The organism is Thermostichus sp. OS-CIW-33, from assembly GCF_054059615.1.
Genome location: NZ_JBSSCH010000018.1, coordinates 1 through 16085, shown reverse-complemented (window position 1 = coordinate 16085; position 16085 = coordinate 1). Strand labels below are relative to the sequence as shown.

The 16085-nt window shown below is 60.0% G+C and carries 13 protein-coding genes and 1 tRNA gene; 9 read left to right on the top strand and 5 right to left on the bottom strand.

Annotated features, from left to right (window positions below):
* Window positions 1–192 precede the first annotated feature (192 nt).
* Both ACVWZG_RS11445 and ACVWZG_RS11440 read left to right on the top strand, forming a co-directional pair.
* Entirely contained in the window at window positions 193–1089 is an 897-nt protein-coding gene (locus ACVWZG_RS11445; protein WP_457407125.1) for a carbohydrate ABC transporter permease, read from the top strand.
* A gap of 18 nt (window positions 1090–1107) precedes the next feature.
* Window positions 1108–2616 (top strand): UbiD family decarboxylase, encoded by a 1509-nt coding sequence (locus ACVWZG_RS11440; protein ID WP_457407123.1) that lies wholly within the window; start codon window positions 1108–1110, stop codon window positions 2614–2616.
* Here ACVWZG_RS11440 and ACVWZG_RS11435 read toward each other — a convergent pair.
* A complete protein-coding gene (locus tag ACVWZG_RS11435; RefSeq protein WP_414424043.1) occupies window positions 2613–3824 on the bottom strand; it encodes an ABC transporter permease in 1212 nt (403 codons plus the stop codon). The genes ACVWZG_RS11440 and ACVWZG_RS11435 overlap by 4 nt on opposite strands.
* Window positions 3821–5194 carry an efflux RND transporter periplasmic adaptor subunit gene (locus tag ACVWZG_RS11430; protein ID WP_457407122.1) on the bottom strand — a complete coding sequence of 458 codons (1374 nt, stop codon included), beginning with the start codon at window positions 5192–5194 and terminating at the stop codon, window positions 3821–3823. Before ACVWZG_RS11430 ends, ACVWZG_RS11435 begins: the two co-directional genes overlap by 4 nt.
* 166 nt (window positions 5195–5360) lie before the next feature.
* Here ACVWZG_RS11430 and rplS point away from each other — a divergent pair, with 166 nt between their 5' ends.
* The 4 genes from rplS to ACVWZG_RS11410 all read left to right on the top strand — a co-directional run bounded on the left by rplS (window position 5361) and on the right by ACVWZG_RS11410 (window position 7594).
* The gene (rplS, locus tag ACVWZG_RS11425; RefSeq protein ID WP_011434427.1) at window positions 5361–5738 is read left to right on the top strand and encodes a 50S ribosomal protein L19; all 378 of its coding nucleotides are present in this window, start codon (window positions 5361–5363) and stop codon (window positions 5736–5738) included.
* 67 nt (window positions 5739–5805) lie between these two features.
* Window positions 5806–5878: transfer RNA gene (locus ACVWZG_RS11420), tRNA-Trp, on the top strand.
* 72 nt (window positions 5879–5950) lie between these two features.
* Window positions 5951–6769: a tetratricopeptide repeat protein gene (locus ACVWZG_RS11415; protein ID WP_457407121.1), complete on the top strand. Its 819-nt coding sequence runs from the start codon at window positions 5951–5953 to the stop codon at window positions 6767–6769.
* A gap of 402 nt (window positions 6770–7171) precedes the next feature.
* A complete protein-coding gene (locus tag ACVWZG_RS11410) occupies window positions 7172–7594 on the top strand; it encodes a hypothetical protein (RefSeq protein ID WP_414344534.1) in 423 nt (140 codons plus the stop codon).
* Between the two features lie 151 nt (window positions 7595–7745).
* Here ACVWZG_RS11410 and pgl read toward each other — a convergent pair whose 3' ends face one another.
* Complete coding sequence (gene pgl / locus ACVWZG_RS11405; RefSeq protein ID WP_457407120.1) at window positions 7746–8477, bottom strand: 6-phosphogluconolactonase; 732 nt, start codon at window positions 8475–8477, stop codon at window positions 7746–7748.
* 86 nt (window positions 8478–8563) lie between these two features.
* Window positions 8564–9571, bottom strand: coding sequence for a phosphoribulokinase (locus ACVWZG_RS11400; RefSeq protein ID WP_414351832.1), 1008 nt, complete (start codon window positions 9569–9571; stop codon window positions 8564–8566).
* A 351-nt stretch (window positions 9572–9922) separates the two neighbouring features.
* On the opposite strand from ACVWZG_RS11400, the gene ACVWZG_RS11395 reads away from it, so the two are divergent.
* The 3 genes from ACVWZG_RS11395 to ACVWZG_RS11385 all read left to right on the top strand — a co-directional run bounded on the left by ACVWZG_RS11395 (window position 9923) and on the right by ACVWZG_RS11385 (window position 15127).
* Entirely contained in the window at window positions 9923–10813 is an 891-nt protein-coding gene (locus ACVWZG_RS11395; RefSeq protein WP_414418557.1) for a ferredoxin--NADP(+) reductase, read from the top strand.
* Window positions 10814–10954: 141 nt separating this feature from the next.
* Window positions 10955–13603, top strand: a complete 2649-nt coding sequence (gene leuS, locus ACVWZG_RS11390) for a leucine--tRNA ligase (protein ID WP_457407118.1) — start codon at window positions 10955–10957, stop codon at window positions 13601–13603.
* Between the two features lie 132 nt (window positions 13604–13735).
* Entirely contained in the window at window positions 13736–15127 is a 1392-nt protein-coding gene (locus tag ACVWZG_RS11385) for a TldD/PmbA family protein (protein ID WP_457407116.1), read from the top strand.
* 234 nt (window positions 15128–15361) lie between these two features.
* Here ACVWZG_RS11385 and ACVWZG_RS11380 read toward each other — a convergent pair whose 3' ends face one another.
* Window positions 15362–15619 carry a CHRD domain-containing protein gene (locus ACVWZG_RS11380; RefSeq protein ID WP_414357840.1) on the bottom strand — a complete coding sequence of 86 codons (258 nt, stop codon included), beginning with the start codon at window positions 15617–15619 and terminating at the stop codon, window positions 15362–15364.
* Window positions 15620–16085 lie beyond the last annotated feature (466 nt).

Genomic DNA, 16085 nt, shown 5'->3' with positions numbered 1-16085 from the left:
GCTGTTCTACTCTACCCGTTTCCCCATCGCCGGTGAAAGCACTCGAAAGTTCAGGCCAGAAGTGCTCCGCACCGCTAAGGCGACCGGCCTTCCTTAGGTTGCCCTTAACTCTGGCAGATTATCCTCACAAGAGAAGCCGAAGATCGACTCAAAAGCCCATCTGCTCATCGGTGTTCGCCGTCTGGAGGTGCTATGGCTCAATTGTTGCAGGATCCCCGCTCTCAAGTGGCCCAGCCCAATTCAACTTGGGTAGGGCCTTCTCCCTGGCGTTGGCGGCGCTGGATCCCGGAGCGTTGGTATGTGCATTTGGGCCTGGTGCTGGCCTGCTTGGTTCTGGGATTTCCGGTGTTGTACGCCCTGCTCGTGAGCACCCAGAACAATGCCGAGGTGTTCCGCTATCAATTGACCTTTGGCTCCTCTTTTGCCTTCAACTGGCATCAGGTGATGGTGGCGCGGCACTTGGGCCACTACATGGTCAACAGCACCATCGTGGCGGTGGCGATCACCGTGGGCAAGACGGTTTTGTCGCTGCTAGCCGGGCTGGCCTTTGTGTACTTCCGCTTTCCCGGCAAAGGGCTGGCCTTTGGCTTTGTGCTGATCACGCTGATGATGCCCACAGAAATCTTGATCATTGCCCTGCTGCGGTTGGTCACCAACTTGGGCTGGGGATCCACCTACTACGCTTTAATCGTGCCCTTTCTGGCCAGCGCCACGGCCACGTTTTTGTTCCGCCAGCATTTTTCCAACATTCCCCGCGAGCTGGCGGAGGCGGCCCAACTGGACGGGGCCAACCCGCTGCAATTTCTCACCCAGGTGCTGATCCCCTTGAGCTGGAACGCCATCGGGGCGCAGGCGGTGATTCACTTCGTTTACGCTTGGAATATGTACCTGTGGCCCCGCTTGATCGTGCAAGGCCGAGAGCGACAAGTGGTGCAGGTGGGGCTGCAATCCCTGCTCAATCTGGATAGCTCGGCCTCCTATGGCCCCATGATGCTGGGAGCGATCATCGCCAGTATCCCGCCGCTGCTGGTGTTTATTGCGCTGCAGAAGCCCTTCATGAGCGGGTTAGCCCTCAATCGCGACAAGTAAGCCCTTAGGTTCCCTTTCATGCCCAGAGATCTACGCCGTTTTATTGCTCTGCTGGAATCCCGTGGTCAGCTCCGCCGCATTTCGGCAGAAGTGGATCCGGATCTGGAAATTGCCGAGATTGCCGATCGCCTCTTGGCCTGCGGGGGGCCGGCGCTGCTGTTCGAGCGGGTGAAGGGATCCTCAATGCCGCTGCTCATCAACACCCTGGGCACGGTGGAGCGCATTTGCTGGGCTTTGGGAATGGAGCAGCCTCAGGATCTGGAGGAACTGGGGAAAAAGCTGGCCCTGCTTTACCAGCCGCGGCCACCGCGGAGCTTTGCCCAGGCGGTGGAGTTGGGACAAGCTCTGTTTAGCGTACTCAAAGCTAAACCCAGCCGGGATCTGCTTCCTCCCTGTCAGCAGGTGGTGCTGCGGGGAGAGGAAGTCGATCTCACCCAGTTGCCCCTGTTGCGGGTCTACCCCGGCGATGCCGGACGGGTGCTGACCTTGGGCCTGATGGTCACCAAAGACCCGGAAAATGGGATCCCCAACGTGGGGGTGTACCGCCTGCAGTTGCAAAGCCGCAACACCATGACGGTGCAATGGCTGTCGGTGCGGGGGGCGACTCGGCATCTGCGCAAAGCGGCGGCCCTGGGCCAAAAGTTGGAGGTGGCGGTGGCGGTGGGGGTGGATCCGGTGGTGATTTTGGCGGCGGCCACACCTCTGCCGGTGGATCTGTCCGAGTGGCTGTTTGCCGGTCTCTACGCCGGAGAAGGGTTGCACCTGGCCCAGTGCAAAACGGTGGATCTGCAGGTGCCGGCTCATGCTGAGATCGTTTTGGAGGGCACCATCACCCCTGGGGAAGTGGCCCCCGACGGGCCTGCCGGGGATCACATCGGCTACTATGGCCCCCGCAACGAGCAGGCCCCTCTGATTCGCTTCCACTGCTTGACCCACCGCCGGGATCCCATCTACCTCACCACCTTCAGCGGCAAGCCCCCCAAAGAGAACGACATGATGGCGCTGGCCCTGAACCGCATCTACACCCCCATCCTCAGGCAGCAGGTGCCGGAGATCGTGGATTTCTTCTTGCCGATGGAGGCGCTGGGCTACAAGGCCGCTATTCTTTCCATCGACAAAGCCTACCCCGGCCAAGCGCGGCGGGCAGCCCTGGCCTTCTGGAGCGCTTTGCCCCAATTCAGCTACACCAAGTTTGTGATCGTGGTGGACAAAGACATCAACGTCCGGGATCCACGGCAGGTGCTGTGGTGTCTGTGTTCGCGGGTGGATCCGCAGCGGGATGTGTTTATTCTGCCGGACAATCCCTTTGACACCTTGGACTTTGCCACCGAAAGACGGGGTCTGGGGGGCAAGATGGGCATTGATGCCACCACCAAGATCCCCCCGGAAACCGATGCTCCCTGGCGGGAGCCCCTTGCTCCAGATCCGGAGGTGGCCCGCTTGGTGGATCGCCGCTGGGCAGAATATGGCCTGGCGGATCTCGATGGGCAGCCGGCGGATCCCCGCCTGTTTGGATACGAGCTCTAGGCCCGCAGGGCCTCAATGGGATCCAGTTGCGCCGCTTTGCGGGCCGGGAAAATGCCGAAGACTAGCCCAATCCCAGTGGACAGGGAGAACGCCACTCCCACTGCCACCCCATCGACTTGGGTGGCCAAGGGGGTGAACACCTGCACCGCCACCAGCAGGCCGCTGCTGAGGAGGATCCCGAGCACCCCCCCGGTCACGGCAATGAAAATCGCTTCGGCGGCAAACTGCTGCAAAATCTGCCGGCTATCCGCCCCAATCGCCTTGCGCAGCCCGATTTCATGGGTGCGTTCCGCAACCGAGATAAGCATCACATTCATGATCCCCACCCCTCCCACCAGCAGGGAGAGGGCCGCCGTGCCCGTCAGCAGCACCCGCAGCAGGCTCAAAATCCTGGCCGACCCATCCAGGAGCACCTTTTGGTTGCGGATGATGAAGTCATCTTCTCCCACCAATTGGTGCCGCTGGCGCAGCAGGTTGCGGATTTGGAACTCGGCAGCAGGCAGATCGGCTTCAGAGCGGGCCGAGACGAAAATCGCCGTCAGCTCTGTGCCGTAGGGGGAACGCCGCCCGACCAACCGATTGGCCACCACATCCACCGGCAGAAACACTCCGGCATCGCTGTTGCCAAACACCGTCGGCTTCGAGCGCAAAGTGCCGATTACCTCGAAGGGCAAGTTGTTCAGCAGGACGGTCTCCCCAATGGCAGCGGCGGGATCCAGGCCGAACAACTGGCTGGCGGCATCGCTGCCCAGCACCACCACCGGGCGCTGTTCCTCGATGTCGGAGGGCAAGAGAAAGCGGCCTGCCTCGATCTCCAGGTTCAAGACCGACAAGTACTCCGGCCAAGTGCCGGTGGCCTCGTAGCGGCGATCCACTCCACCTCGCACCGCGCGCACATTGGTGCCCAGGCTGGGGACAGCTGCTGACACGGCAGGCACTTCCGCAGCAATGGCTCGCACATCCTCCAAAGTGAGGGGGCGGATGTTGCCGGCATCGACCAGGCCCAAGTTGGCCGAAAAGACGATCAGCAAGTTGGTGCCCAGAGAGCGAAATTGATCCACCGCCATCTCTTGGGCAGCATAGCCAAATCCGGCAATGGCCACCACCGCCGCATTGCCGATGAGGATCCCGAGCATGCTCAGCCCGGTGCGCAGGCGATGTCGTCGCACCATTTGCCAGGCCATTTTGGCCGCCGTTGCCAGGCTCATGGCTGTTGCTCCGCTCTTTTAATCAAAGTCTCTAGGTTCACCCCAGGAGGCAGGGCAGTAAAGACCCGATCCCCTGCCTGCAGACCAGAGAGGATTTGGGTAACTCCACCCTGAGTGATGCCCGTTTCCACGCGGCGATAGACAGGTTGCCGGCTTTGGGGATCCAGCAGGAGCACGCCTTCCTGGCTTTCCTCCCGGAGGATAGCCACTGAGGGCACCGTCAGAGCCTGAGGCTGGGGATCCCCAATGAAATCCACCGAAACAGTCATGCCGGTGCGCAAAAAGTCGGCCCCAGGCTCCGGTTCAACGAAGACCCGAAAGACGGTTACCTCTCGCACCACCACCGTAGCGGGTGCAATCCGCTTCACCCGCCCCTGCACCAGGCGGTCGGGGTAGGCCAGGGAGCGGATCTCCACCGGCTGACCCACCCGCACCTGGGCAATCTGGGCTTCTGGCACTTCTGCCCGCACCTCAATTCCCTGAGCCAGCGCCAAAATGGAACTGGAAGAAGCTGCGGTGGCATCGGAAGCTGCTGTTGTGGGAGCTACAAAGGATCCCACCTCGGCAAAGCGCTGCACCACCACACCGGAAAAGGGGGCGCGGACTTCGGTGTCAGCCAACCGGGATTGCCGTTGGGCCAGCTCGGCTTGTGCCTGGGCAATTTGGGCTTGAATTTGCTGTAGGGTTTCCGGGCGGCTCCCCAGTTGCAATCGCTCCAACTCCTGTTGAGCAGCTCGCAAATCCGCTTGCGCTTGTTCCAGGCGGGCCGAGCGTTGATCCAGCTCGCTGCGGGCTATCACCCCCGCCTGCACCAGGGCCTGAATGCGCTCCAACTCCCTCTGAGCCAAGTCCACCTGCGACCGGGCAGCATCCACCCTGGCCTGGGCCGCCGCGATCACCTGGGGGCGCTCTCCGGCCTGTTGCTCCGCTAGACGGGCTTGCAGCTCTTGAATGCGGGCTTGGGCTTGGCGAATGCCACTGGCGAGATCGCCGTAGTCCATCCGGGCCAATAACTGCCCTGCCACCACTTCATCTCCCTGATCCACCAACAGTTCCGCCAGGCGACCCGACTCGCGAGGGCTGACATTCACCTGGCGGAGCGGCTGCACCTGGCCGCTCACCCGCAGGCGTTGGGTCAGATCCACCACTTGAACCGGTACCGTCAATCTTTCCAGCCGTTCTGCCCTCTGCTGCTGCAGCTGACGCTGGATCAGGAGACCGCTGCCCCCTAGGCCGGCCAACAGCAAGCCCAAGAGCATCCAACCGAAGGGAAATCTCTTGGGGCGGGGTTTGCTCTGGGGCAGAGGCTGCTCTGCAAGCTTGGGAGTAGACAGGGATCCCGTCTTGGGCTCATCGGTGTGCAGGATCACAAAAGTCTCCCGTTTGTAACAAAAGCTTTATCTTTGTCTAGCCTATTGGAAAAATGGGGGAAGCGTAAACACAGTCTCCCACCTCTTGAGCTCTATGTCGGCCAGCTCTGTACAAAAAACAGCGACGATTGTTACCATGGTTAACTGCCGGTAGCGCGGGAAGGCCATGAACGTTCGCATCAACGCTGAGGAGATCATCCGCTCCATTGAAGCTGCCCAGATGAAGCCGGATCTGCCGGAGATTCGGGTTGGGGATCAGGTACGGGTGGGAGTTCGCATTCAAGAGGGGGGCAAGGAGCGGGTACAAGCCTTTGAGGGCACGGTCATTGCCATGCGCCACTCCGGTATCAACCGCACCATTACGGTGCGCAAGGTTTTCCAAGGGATCGGTGTGGAGCGGGTTTTCCTCATTCACTCCCCGCGCATCGAGTCGATTCAGGTGCTGCGGCGAGGTAAAGTGCGCCGGGCCAAGCTGTTCTATTTGCGGGATCGGGTGGGCAAAGCCACTCGCATCAAGGCTAAGGCAGAGAGCCCGGATAGTTGAGGAACAGCTCCTCTGAAAATTAGGTGTACCTGCTACACTGGGTAAGCGGGTGTAACCTTTGGCCAATGCGTCCTTAGTTCAGTTGGTAGAACGTCGGTCTCCAAAACCGGATGTCGGGGGTTCGAGTCCTCCAGGGCGCGCTAACCATCAGACCCCCTTCTGTGGCGATGGCTTAAGGTGGAAACACCCCATCTGAGGTGGTTTTGGCGGCCATGAAGTCTGTCTCCAATGTCCTCTCGGCTCTGTTGCTGGGGCTGCTGCTTTGGTTGGGGATCCCTGTCTGGCCTGGATTGGGTGTTGTGGCAACGGCGGCGAGCCACAAGGTGGATCGCCAGATCGATCGACTGTTTGAGGAAGCCTTTGCTGCAACTCAGAGGGGAGATTTTGCCCAGGCGGAAGCCCTGTGGACTCAACTGTTGCAGATCCAGCCGGACAACCCAGCCCTGTGGAGCAACCGGGGCAATGCCCGTGTCAGCCAGCACCAACTGCAGGCAGCTCTGGAGGATTACGCTGAGGCCATTCGTTTGGCCCCTGAGGCGCCGGATCCCTATCTAAATCGAGGAACTGCTCTGGAGGGGCTGGGGCGGTGGCAGGAAGCAATTGCAGACTACGAACGAGTGTTGCAGTTGGATCCCAACGATGCGGCAGCCTACAACAACCGCGGCAATGCGGAAGCAGGGCTGGGCCAATGGCAACAGGCCTTGGCCGACTACCGCCGCGCCACAGAATTGGCTCCCGACTACGCCTTCGCTCAGGCCAACTATGCTCTGAGCCTCTACCAGGTGGGCGAAACAGAAGCTGCCCTGCGCTTGATGCGGGCTCTGGTGCGCAAGTACCCGAAGTTTCCAGATATGCGGGCTGCTCTCAGTGCCATCCTTTGGGTGCAGGGTCGGCAAGGAGAGGCCGAAAGTCATTGGGTGGCTGTGCAAGGGCTGGATCCCCGCTACGCCGACCTGGAATGGGTGAAAACCGTCCGCCGTTGGCCACCGGCAATGGTGGCAGCTCTGGAGCGTTTCCTTTCTCTCAAGTAGTGAGGCTTACGATTGCGGCGGAGGCACTCTGGGTCTTGACTCTGCGCATTGACGAAACAGTTGCTGGGGATCCCCGCAGCCAGAGTCTCAGGTTACATCCTGTCTGGGGGGATGGAGATTGCTAGATTGGGATCAAGCCGAGGGCGGATTCCAGCAGCAGGCTTAACCCAGAGCCAAGAGAGCGCAGAGGGATCCCAAAGGCTTTCAGCGAGCTGTGAAAAAAACTGTGTAAGGGATTGCTTCCTGCGACACCTTTTCGCCTTCTTCTTCGTCTGTTTCAGTCCTATCGCGGCGCGTGGTATCAACGTGAGTGCAATGGCTTGTTTCTCTCGCTCTTCTTCCTTCTTCCCTGATGGGAGAGGGAGGCTGCGAAATCACTGGAGCTGGGCAGGGCTGTTGCTCATGGTTCTGCAGCTTGGGCAACCCGCCGTGGCTCAGACGGAAACCCGAGTTTGGAGCGGAACCGGCCAAATTTTGAGCGGCCAGGGGCAGGGGGCGACGGTGCAATTGATCTTGGAAACGGGTGGCGGGCGTATCTGGAGCCAATCGGGGCCGGCCTTGGATGCACCCTTTTCCGGCGGCCATATTTCGGTAACCAGCGGTGATGGCACCTGGCAAATTCAATCGCAAGGGGATCAGTTGTTGGTCACCTTTTACCGCGGCGAGCAGATCATCCGCTGGCAACTGCGGCCCATGGGCGAGATCCCCAGCTCTTCTCCTTCTGCGCCATCCAGCTCCCTGAGCAGTGACTCCGCCCAGCCCGTAGCGCTGCCCGTCCAAGAGCTGGTGATTCCAGTACTGAAGAATTTGCCCGGCAACCCCTGAGGGATCCCTGCCCCGCCGGTTCTCGACCCATGAAACCTGGTGCGTTGGCCGCTGGGGCTATCAAACCTGTGGCCACTGGAATGGGCTGGGATGATTTTGGGGGCGGTGGGCCTGGGGATCCTATCCCATCGGCAGTTAGCCCGCCTGTTGTTTAGCTGAGCAGCGGGACACAGGGCAGGGGCAGTTGAGCTGCTGCCGCCGCATCCAGCAACCAAAGCAGCCGTCCTCTGGGGTTTATGCGCTGGCAGGGTAGGTGGGCCTCGGTGGTCAGCGCCTCTTTCACGATGGGGGCTTTGTTCGCTCCGGTTACCAGGAACACCACCTGGGCTGCTTGGTTCAGAACAGGATAGGTCAAGGTTAGGCGCGGCTCCTGCCCTTTTTGCCCCACTGTCACCCAGCGGTGCTGCACCTGCAGAGCGGCTGTGTCGGGAAACAAGGAAGCTGTGTGGCCATCTTCCCCCACTCCCAGCCATACCAGGTCGAGAGAAGGGCACTCTGTACCGAAAATCTGCCGCAGGGTGGCCTCGTATTCGGCAGCATCGCGAAGGGGATCCCTCGCTTGGGTGGGCATAGGGAAAACTTGAGCCGCCGGGATCCCGATCTGCTGCAGCAGGGTTTCTCGTACCATGCGGTAGTTGCTTTCAGGGTGATCCGGGGGAACATAGCGCTCGTCTCCCCAGAACAGCCAGGTTTGTTGCCAAGGGATCCCTGGGGTTTGGGCCAGGGCAGCATACAGCTTCTTGGGGGTGCTCCCTCCCGCCAAGGCCACCGTAAAGCGTCCCCGCTCGCGAATGGCAGCGGCTGACCGACCTTGCCAAATCTCGATGGCCCGTTGGATTAAGACGGGGCCCTCCGGAAAGATCTCCAACTGGAATCCCTGCATACACCGAAGCCCTACTGCCGACCTATGCTGGGTCAGCCGACCTGCACCAACACTTTACCGAAGGGATCCCCTAAGCGGGGCAAACACTAGGAAGCCACCGCCAGCTCTTTGGCTTCTGCCCGAATTTGCTCGTAGAGGGCGCGCAGCTTCAGGCCCACGATGATCTGAATCAGACCAGAGCCATTGCGGGATCCCGGGTATTCCGGGTGCTTGCGCAACAGTTCCGTCAGCTCGCCATAGTAGCGGGTGGACAAGTTGCTCAGGTGGTTCTCGATGTAGATGACCTCTTCCAGCTTGTCGAAGGTGCCGTCGATCTCCAGAATCGAAACCGGGTGCTCGAAGTAGGTGGAAGGGCCATAGTGGAGGCGGATCCCTGGATAGGAACAAGTCAGCTTTTTGCCGCAGGGGATCCAATCGATGGTGGAGCCTTCGTCAAAGAGATAGACATGGTCGAAGTACTTCACCCCTTCCCGCTGGATCAGCCGCACCCGCAGTACTTTGTGCTCTGGATCCAGCTCCGGCAACAACTGGGTAGGCAAAACCTCAATGACGGCATCGGCGTACTGCTTCTGCACATCGACATAGGCTTCAAAGTCCGGGCGGCGAGCCTCGATTGAGCGCAACACATCTTCGTAGGTGTGGCCCCGCTCCGCCATGTCCCGCTTCACTTTCCAAGCAATCTTGATCTCTGGGGCCAGATCCAAGTACACCTTGAAGTCCAGCAGCTGGCGCACCCGCTCGTCATACATGGGATGCAGCCCCTCCAGGACGATGATGCGGTTGGGCTCCACCAGCTCCGGTGGGTCAATCAGCCCCGTCTCGTGGTTGTAGATGGGCTTCATCACACTTTGGCCGTTCTTAAGCGCCTTGGCCTGCTCGTACATCAGGTCGAAGTTGTTGGCGCGGGGATCCAGCGCCGTGATGCCCTTCTCTTTGCGCTGGTAGCGATCCAAGGAGTGATAGTCATCCAGACAGATGGTGGTAATCAGATCCCGGCCAAATAGATCCCCCAGCCGGCGTAAAAAGGTGGACTTGCCACAGCCAGAATCTCCGGCGACACCAATCATCACAACACGATCAGGACTGCTTGCCATGGGAACTCCTTGGGGACGGGCAGGGCAAAACTGAGAAAAAGGCTCTAGAAAGTTACCAACTGTTACGGTCTTGCATGATACCAAATAAAGCCGTTACATCACAAGCCGCTGGCAGGCCAGAGCTGTGGGCACCACAAGCAACAATTTAACAAAAAATCCATATTTTTGGCCGATGAGCTTGGCCGGGATTATTTTTCCGGGGTTGCCGCTCTCAGGACGGCCTGGGGGGCTGGCGAAGGTCGTCTGCTTCTCCTCTGACAAGTTCCGTTTGAGCAGCCGGGCTGCTGTGGTGTTTGCTATTTTGCTATATGTAAGCTCATTTCCTCCCAGTGCCAGGAGCAGATCGCAGGTATGGTTGCCAGCGCAGAAAAGCGAGAGGTTGTCGTCAATCTGTATCGTCCCAACGCCCCCTTGATCGGCCAATGTGTGGAGACCTACTCCATTGTCGGCGAAGGGGCACCCGGACTGACTAAGCACATTGTGCTCAGCTTGCCGGATCCCAACTACCGCTACCTAGAAGGGCAAAGCGTTGGCATTATCCCTCCTGGCGAAGATGCCAAGGGCAAGCCCCACAAGCCCCGCCTCTACTCGATTGCTTCCACCCGCTTTGGCGATGATGGCGAGGGGCGCACCGTCTCTTTGAGCGTGAAGCGGGCTGAATATGTCGATAGAGAGACAGGCCAGCCGGGGGTGGGGGTCTGCTCCGGCTTCCTCACCGATTTGAAGGCAGGCGATGAGGTGATGATTACGGGGCCATCGGGGAAAACTTTCCTACTGCCCGAAGATGAGAACGCCAACCTGATCTTGATCGCCACCGGCACCGGCATTGCCCCTTTTCGCGCCTTCATCAAGCACCTGTTTGAAGAGGATCCCAACTATCAGGGCAAGATCTGGCTGTTCTTTGGGGTGCCCACCACCTCCACCTTGCTCTACCACGGGGATCTGGAGGCCTGGAAAGCCCAGTACGGGGATCGCTTCCGCGTCGATTACGCCATCAGCCGCGAGCAACAAACCCCCGATGGCAAGAAAATGTACGTGCAAAACCGCATGGCCGAGTACGGCGCCGAGCTGTGGGAGATGCTGCAACAGCCCAACACCTACACCTACATCTGCGGCCTCAAGGGGATGGAGGACGGGATCAACAACGTCATGGGGCCTTTGGCCGAACAAGCCGGTCAGGATTGGAGCAAGTTCCAGAAGGAGCTGAAGAAAGCAGACAGGTGGCACGAAGAAACCTACTGAATCTCTGCTTGTGATCCCTGCTTGTCGGTTTGTCAGCGCCAATAGGGATCCCGTTCCTTGCTTGAGAGCACTGGCGTGGGGAGTATGTCAAAATGCTTCTATCTCCCAGCGTATGCGCTTTTTTCCCAGGAGCATCGAACCGTGGACGCGCGCTACAATCCCCAGGCCATTGAGAGCAAGTGGCAGGCCCACTGGCGTGAAATTGGGCTGGATCGCACCCCAGAGCTGAAGGACGGGAGCCGCAAATTTTATGCCCTGTCTATGTTCCCCTACCCCAGCGGCAACCTGCACATGGGGCATGTGCGCAATTACACCATCACCGATGTAATTGCCCGCTACAAGCGAATGCAGGGATACGCGGTGTTGCACCCGATGGGCTGGGATGCCTTTGGCCTGCCGGCGGAGAATGCCGCCATCGACCGGGGGATCCCGCCGGCCAAGTGGACCTACCAAAACATTGCCCAGATGCGGGATCAGTTGCAGCGGTTGGGCCTGTCCTACGACTGGGAGCGGGAGATTACCAGTTGTTCGCCGGACTACTACAAGTGGACGCAGTGGATCTTCCTGCAATTTTTGCAGGCGGGCTTGGCCTACCAGAAAGAGGCGGCGGTGAACTGGGATCCGGTGGATCAGACGGTGCTGGCCAACGAGCAGGTGGATGCGGAGGGGCGTTCCTGGAGATCCGGCGCCCTGGTGGAAAAGCGCATGCTCAAGCAGTGGTTTTTCAAAATCACCGCCTATGCCGACCAACTGCTGGCGGATCTGGAAAAGCTCTCCGGCTGGCCGGAGCGGGTGCGCACCATGCAGGAGAACTGGATCGGCCAATCGGTGGGGGCCAAGGTGATTTTCAAAACCGAGGCAGGGGACGAGCTGGCAGTATTCACCACCCGGCCTGATACCCTCTGGGGGGCCACCTTCATGGTGATGTCGCCGGAGCACCCCTTGGTGGACAAGCTCACCACTGCCGAGCAACTGCAGGCCGTCAGAGCCTATCAAGCCCAGGCCGCTGCCCGCAGCGAGATCGAGCGCAGCGCTGAAGACCGGGAAAAGACAGGGGTTTGGACGGGATCCTACGCCATCAACCCCGTTAACCAAGAGCGGATCCCCATCTGGATTGCCGACTATGTGCTGATGGGCTACGGTACGGGGGCCATCATGGCCGTGCCCGCCCACGACCAGCGGGATTTCGAGTTTGCCCGCAAGTTCGGCCTGCCCATCAAGCGGGTGGTGCAGCCGCCGGAGGGTTCTCCGGCCTCAGCGGATCGCGCCAGCGGGACGGAGTCCTCAGAACTGCAGGCTGCCTGGACGGGGGAAGGGGTGATGATCAACTCTGGCCCCCTAGACGGGATCCCGGTGGGCAAAGGCCCAGGGCAAAGTGTGGAAAGAGCCATCGCCTGGCTGGAAGCCCAGGGGCTGGGGGAAAAGCAGATCAACTACCGCCTGCGGGATTGGCTGATCTCGCGGCAGCGCTATTGGGGTTGTCCCATCCCGGTGATCCATTGTCCCCACTGTGGCATTGTGCCGGTGCCGGAGGAGGATCTGCCGGTGCTCTTGCCGGAGGAGGTGGAGCTGACGGGGCGAGGGGGATCCCCGTTGGCCCAGTTGGAGGACTGGGTGAAGGTGAAGTGCCCCACCTGTGGCGCGGAGGCTCGCCGGGAAACCGATACCATGGACACCTTCATCTGCTCGTCGTGGTACTTCCTGCGCTTCAGCGATGCCCGCAACGACCGAGAGATCTTCCGCAAAGACCGGGTGAACGCCTGGCTGCCGGTGGATCAGTATGTGGGTGGCATTGAGCACGCCATCCTGCACCTGCTCTACTCCCGCTTTTTTACCAAGGTGTTGCGGGATCGGGGGCTGCTGGATTTTGACGAGCCGTTCTCGCGTCTGCTCACCCAGGGGATGGTGCAAGGGCGCACCTACTATAACCCCAACAAGTCCGGCAAGGATCGCTGGATCCCGGCAGCTCTGGTGCAGGATCCCAACGACCCGCGGGATCCGGAAACGGGCGAGCCCCTGCAAGTTATCTACGCTACCATGTCCAAGTCCAAGGGCAACGGCGTGGATCCCGAGGAGGTGCTGGCCCACTACGGGGCGGATACGGCCCGCATGTTTATCCTCTTCAAGGCCCCGCCGGAGAAGGATCTGGAGTGGGACGATGCCGATGTGGAGGGGCAATTTCGCTTTCTCAACCGCGTCTGGCGGCAGGTGTACGAGTTTGTCGTTCGCGGTAGCGGGACGGAGTCTTTGCAGAGCGGGGCCCCAGAGCTGTTGCCGGCCAAGGTCGAGGTGGGATCCCTGACCAAGGCGGAAAAAGATCTGCGCCGGGCCATCCACACCGCCATCAAGGAAGTCAGCGAAGATCTGGAAAACGATTATCAATTCAACACCGCCATTGCCGAGCTGATGAAGCTGAGCAATGCTCTGGGCGAGGCCGGGATCCTGGATTCGCCGGTCTATGCAGAGGGGATCCGCACGCTGGTGTTGCTGATGGCGCCCTTTGCCCCCCATATTGCGGAGGAGCTGTGGCAGGCGCTGGGGGGCGCAGACTCGGTGCATCGGCAGTCTTGGCCCAGCTATGACCCGGCAGCGCTGGTGGCCGACACGGTGACCATTGTGATTCAGGTGAACGGCAAATTGCGCGGCTCGTTTGAGGCCCCTGCCGAGGTAACGCCGGAGGAGCAGGAACAGTTGGCCCTTCGGTCAGAGGCAGCGCAGAAATATCTGGAAGGGGCAACGCCCAAAAAAGTGGTGGTGGTGCCGAAAAAGCTGGTTAACTTTGTCCTCTAACGGCGGGCCTGGCCAAAATGTTCCGCACTGCTGACACGAACGGGATCGGGGCTTTCACTCGGCGTGGCAGCTCATCGACTTTCCAGGATCGGGCTATGCTGGACTGAGGACTACACCCATCTCCCTGTTGCTATGCGAGACCTTCTGCGCGACATTCTTCGGGATTGCTCTGGCTTTGTGGAACTGCGCTACCACAGCAAGGTGTTTCGCAGCATCACTGCCGAGAAGGGCCGCCTTGAGCGCACCGCGGTTCGTCGCCGTTCCGGAGTGGGGGTGCGGGTGTTGGAGGCCGGCACTTGGGGCTTTGCTGCCACCGGGGATCCCTCGCCGGCTGCTATTCGGGAGGCCATCGCTGAGGCTCGCCGTGCTGCTCAAGCCAGTGCCGACTACCGCAAACAAAAGCTGGGATCCCTGCCCAGTGTGCGGCTGGCCCAAGGGGAGTTCTGCGAGCCCGGTGTGGAGGAGGTGTTGAACAAACCGCTGGAGGCGAAGATCCAGTTGGCTCTGGAAACCGAGGCGCAGGCCCGGCAGGCTTCCCGCCAAATTAGCTCCGCCAGTTGCACCTACAACGAGATTTACGAGGAAAAAGCCATCGTCACCACCGATGGGGCGGATGTGGCCTTTCGTCTGGTACGCCCCGAGCTGCGAGTTCAGGCGGTGGCCGAAGCTGCCGGCCAGCTCAGCAGTGGCTCCGAGGCCATTGGGGTAACAGGGGGATGGGATTGCCTGTTCCGCTCGCATCCCTTGCAGATGGCGGAAAAGGCGGCTGCTACCGCGGTTGATTTATTGTCCGCAGGCTACGCAGAAGGGGGATGGGCCACGGTTATTCTGTCGCCTTCCATCGTGGGGCTGTTGGTGCACGAGGCCATTGGCCACACGGTCGAGGCGGATTTTGTCCTGGCGGGTTCTGTGGCTGCCGGCAAGCTGGGGCAGCGGGTGGCCAGCGACTTGGTTACTCTCAAAGACTCCGGCCATTCGGAGTTTATGCCAGGGGCAGGGGGAACCCTTCCTGTGGACGACGAGGGCGTTCCTACCCAAAGCACCACCATCATCCAAAACGGCATTCTGGTCAGCTATCTCCACAACCGCGAAACTGCTGCCCACTTTGGCGTAGAGCCCACCGGCAATGCCCGCGCCTGGGAATATGCCGATGAGCCTTTGATCCGCATGCGCAACACCTTCATTGAACCCGGATCCCAAACGCTAGAAGAAATCATCGCCAGCACTCCCGATGGCTACTTCCTGGATGGGGCCAGGAACGGGCAGGCGGACTCCACCGGCGAGTTTATGTTTGGCGTGGAGCGGGCCTACCGCATTCGCGATGGCAAGCTGGCGGAGTTGCTGCGCGGTGTCACCATCACCGGCAATGCTTTTGAGGTGCTGCAATCGGTAGATGCCGTCTCGCGGGACTTCCTGTGGGATTTGGGATCCGGCCATTGCGGCAAGGGTCAACCGGCCAAGGTGGATGCAGGCGGCCCCTACATTCGCTGTCGGGCCATTGTAGGTGGGCAACAACCTGTGTAGTTATTCCCTTGGCGCTCCACAGCTAGCCCAGAGGTGAAGCCCACAGCTCGCTCTGTAAAGGGGACTGGCAGGCCAGCTCCAGGACTACCGAAAGCTGCTGGCCAGGAGCTACACAGAAACTCTGTCCTGCCGGCCCGACTGACCGTGGGGGAGTTCACAGAACAGCCAATCCGTCCGCAAAAATTAGGGATCCCCTCACCTGCGGGGATCCCAGATGGGGTACTGGATCAAACCTTAGCGAGGGAAAACCACCTGGGCTCGCAACTCGCCCGGCGGGTTGGCCTGCGTGTGAATGTTGATGTAGTAAGCTCCGGCCAAAAAGCTGGAGACTTGCTCAGGGGTGAGGTTGGCTTCCAGTCGGAAATTCCCCGACTGATTGCCTGGATTCGGCAACATGTTCAAGACAAAGGCCACCGGCCCTGTGGCCTGGGCGAAAGATTGTCCTGGCTGCGGCTGAGCAATGTGAATGTGCCCAGGGCCAAAGTTAGCAATGGGTAGAAGTGGGGTTGTGAGATTTGTAAAGCTTCCTTAACCGCTGAGAAACAAGACAGCAACCAGGCAAAAGCCGCAAAAAACCTCGAAAATTGAACGAGGCCGAAGGGAAAAACCGATCAACAACATGGAAAAAAGCTCCTCGGTCAGAGAACAGGCCAAATAAGTTACGTATCAGGCCCAGCTTCGGATTCATCTCCGGGTTTAAAAGATGGCAAAATCCCCGCTACCAAGAGACAAAAGCCCCTACCCTGTGGGGGTTGGGGGATGGTGTAGACTGGAGAACGTGCGCGGAGCAGAAATCTCTGACCGTACCTATAAAGTTGCGGAGAGGGGGAGAGGGTTCACCCAGGCACTTTCCCCAAGCTCGGTTCAGCTAGAAATCGCAGGAGCCCCGCACTGTACCCGTAGGGTCGGTGTCGGGAGGAATGCGCTTTGATGAAGTACAATGAACTTATGAGCCAAG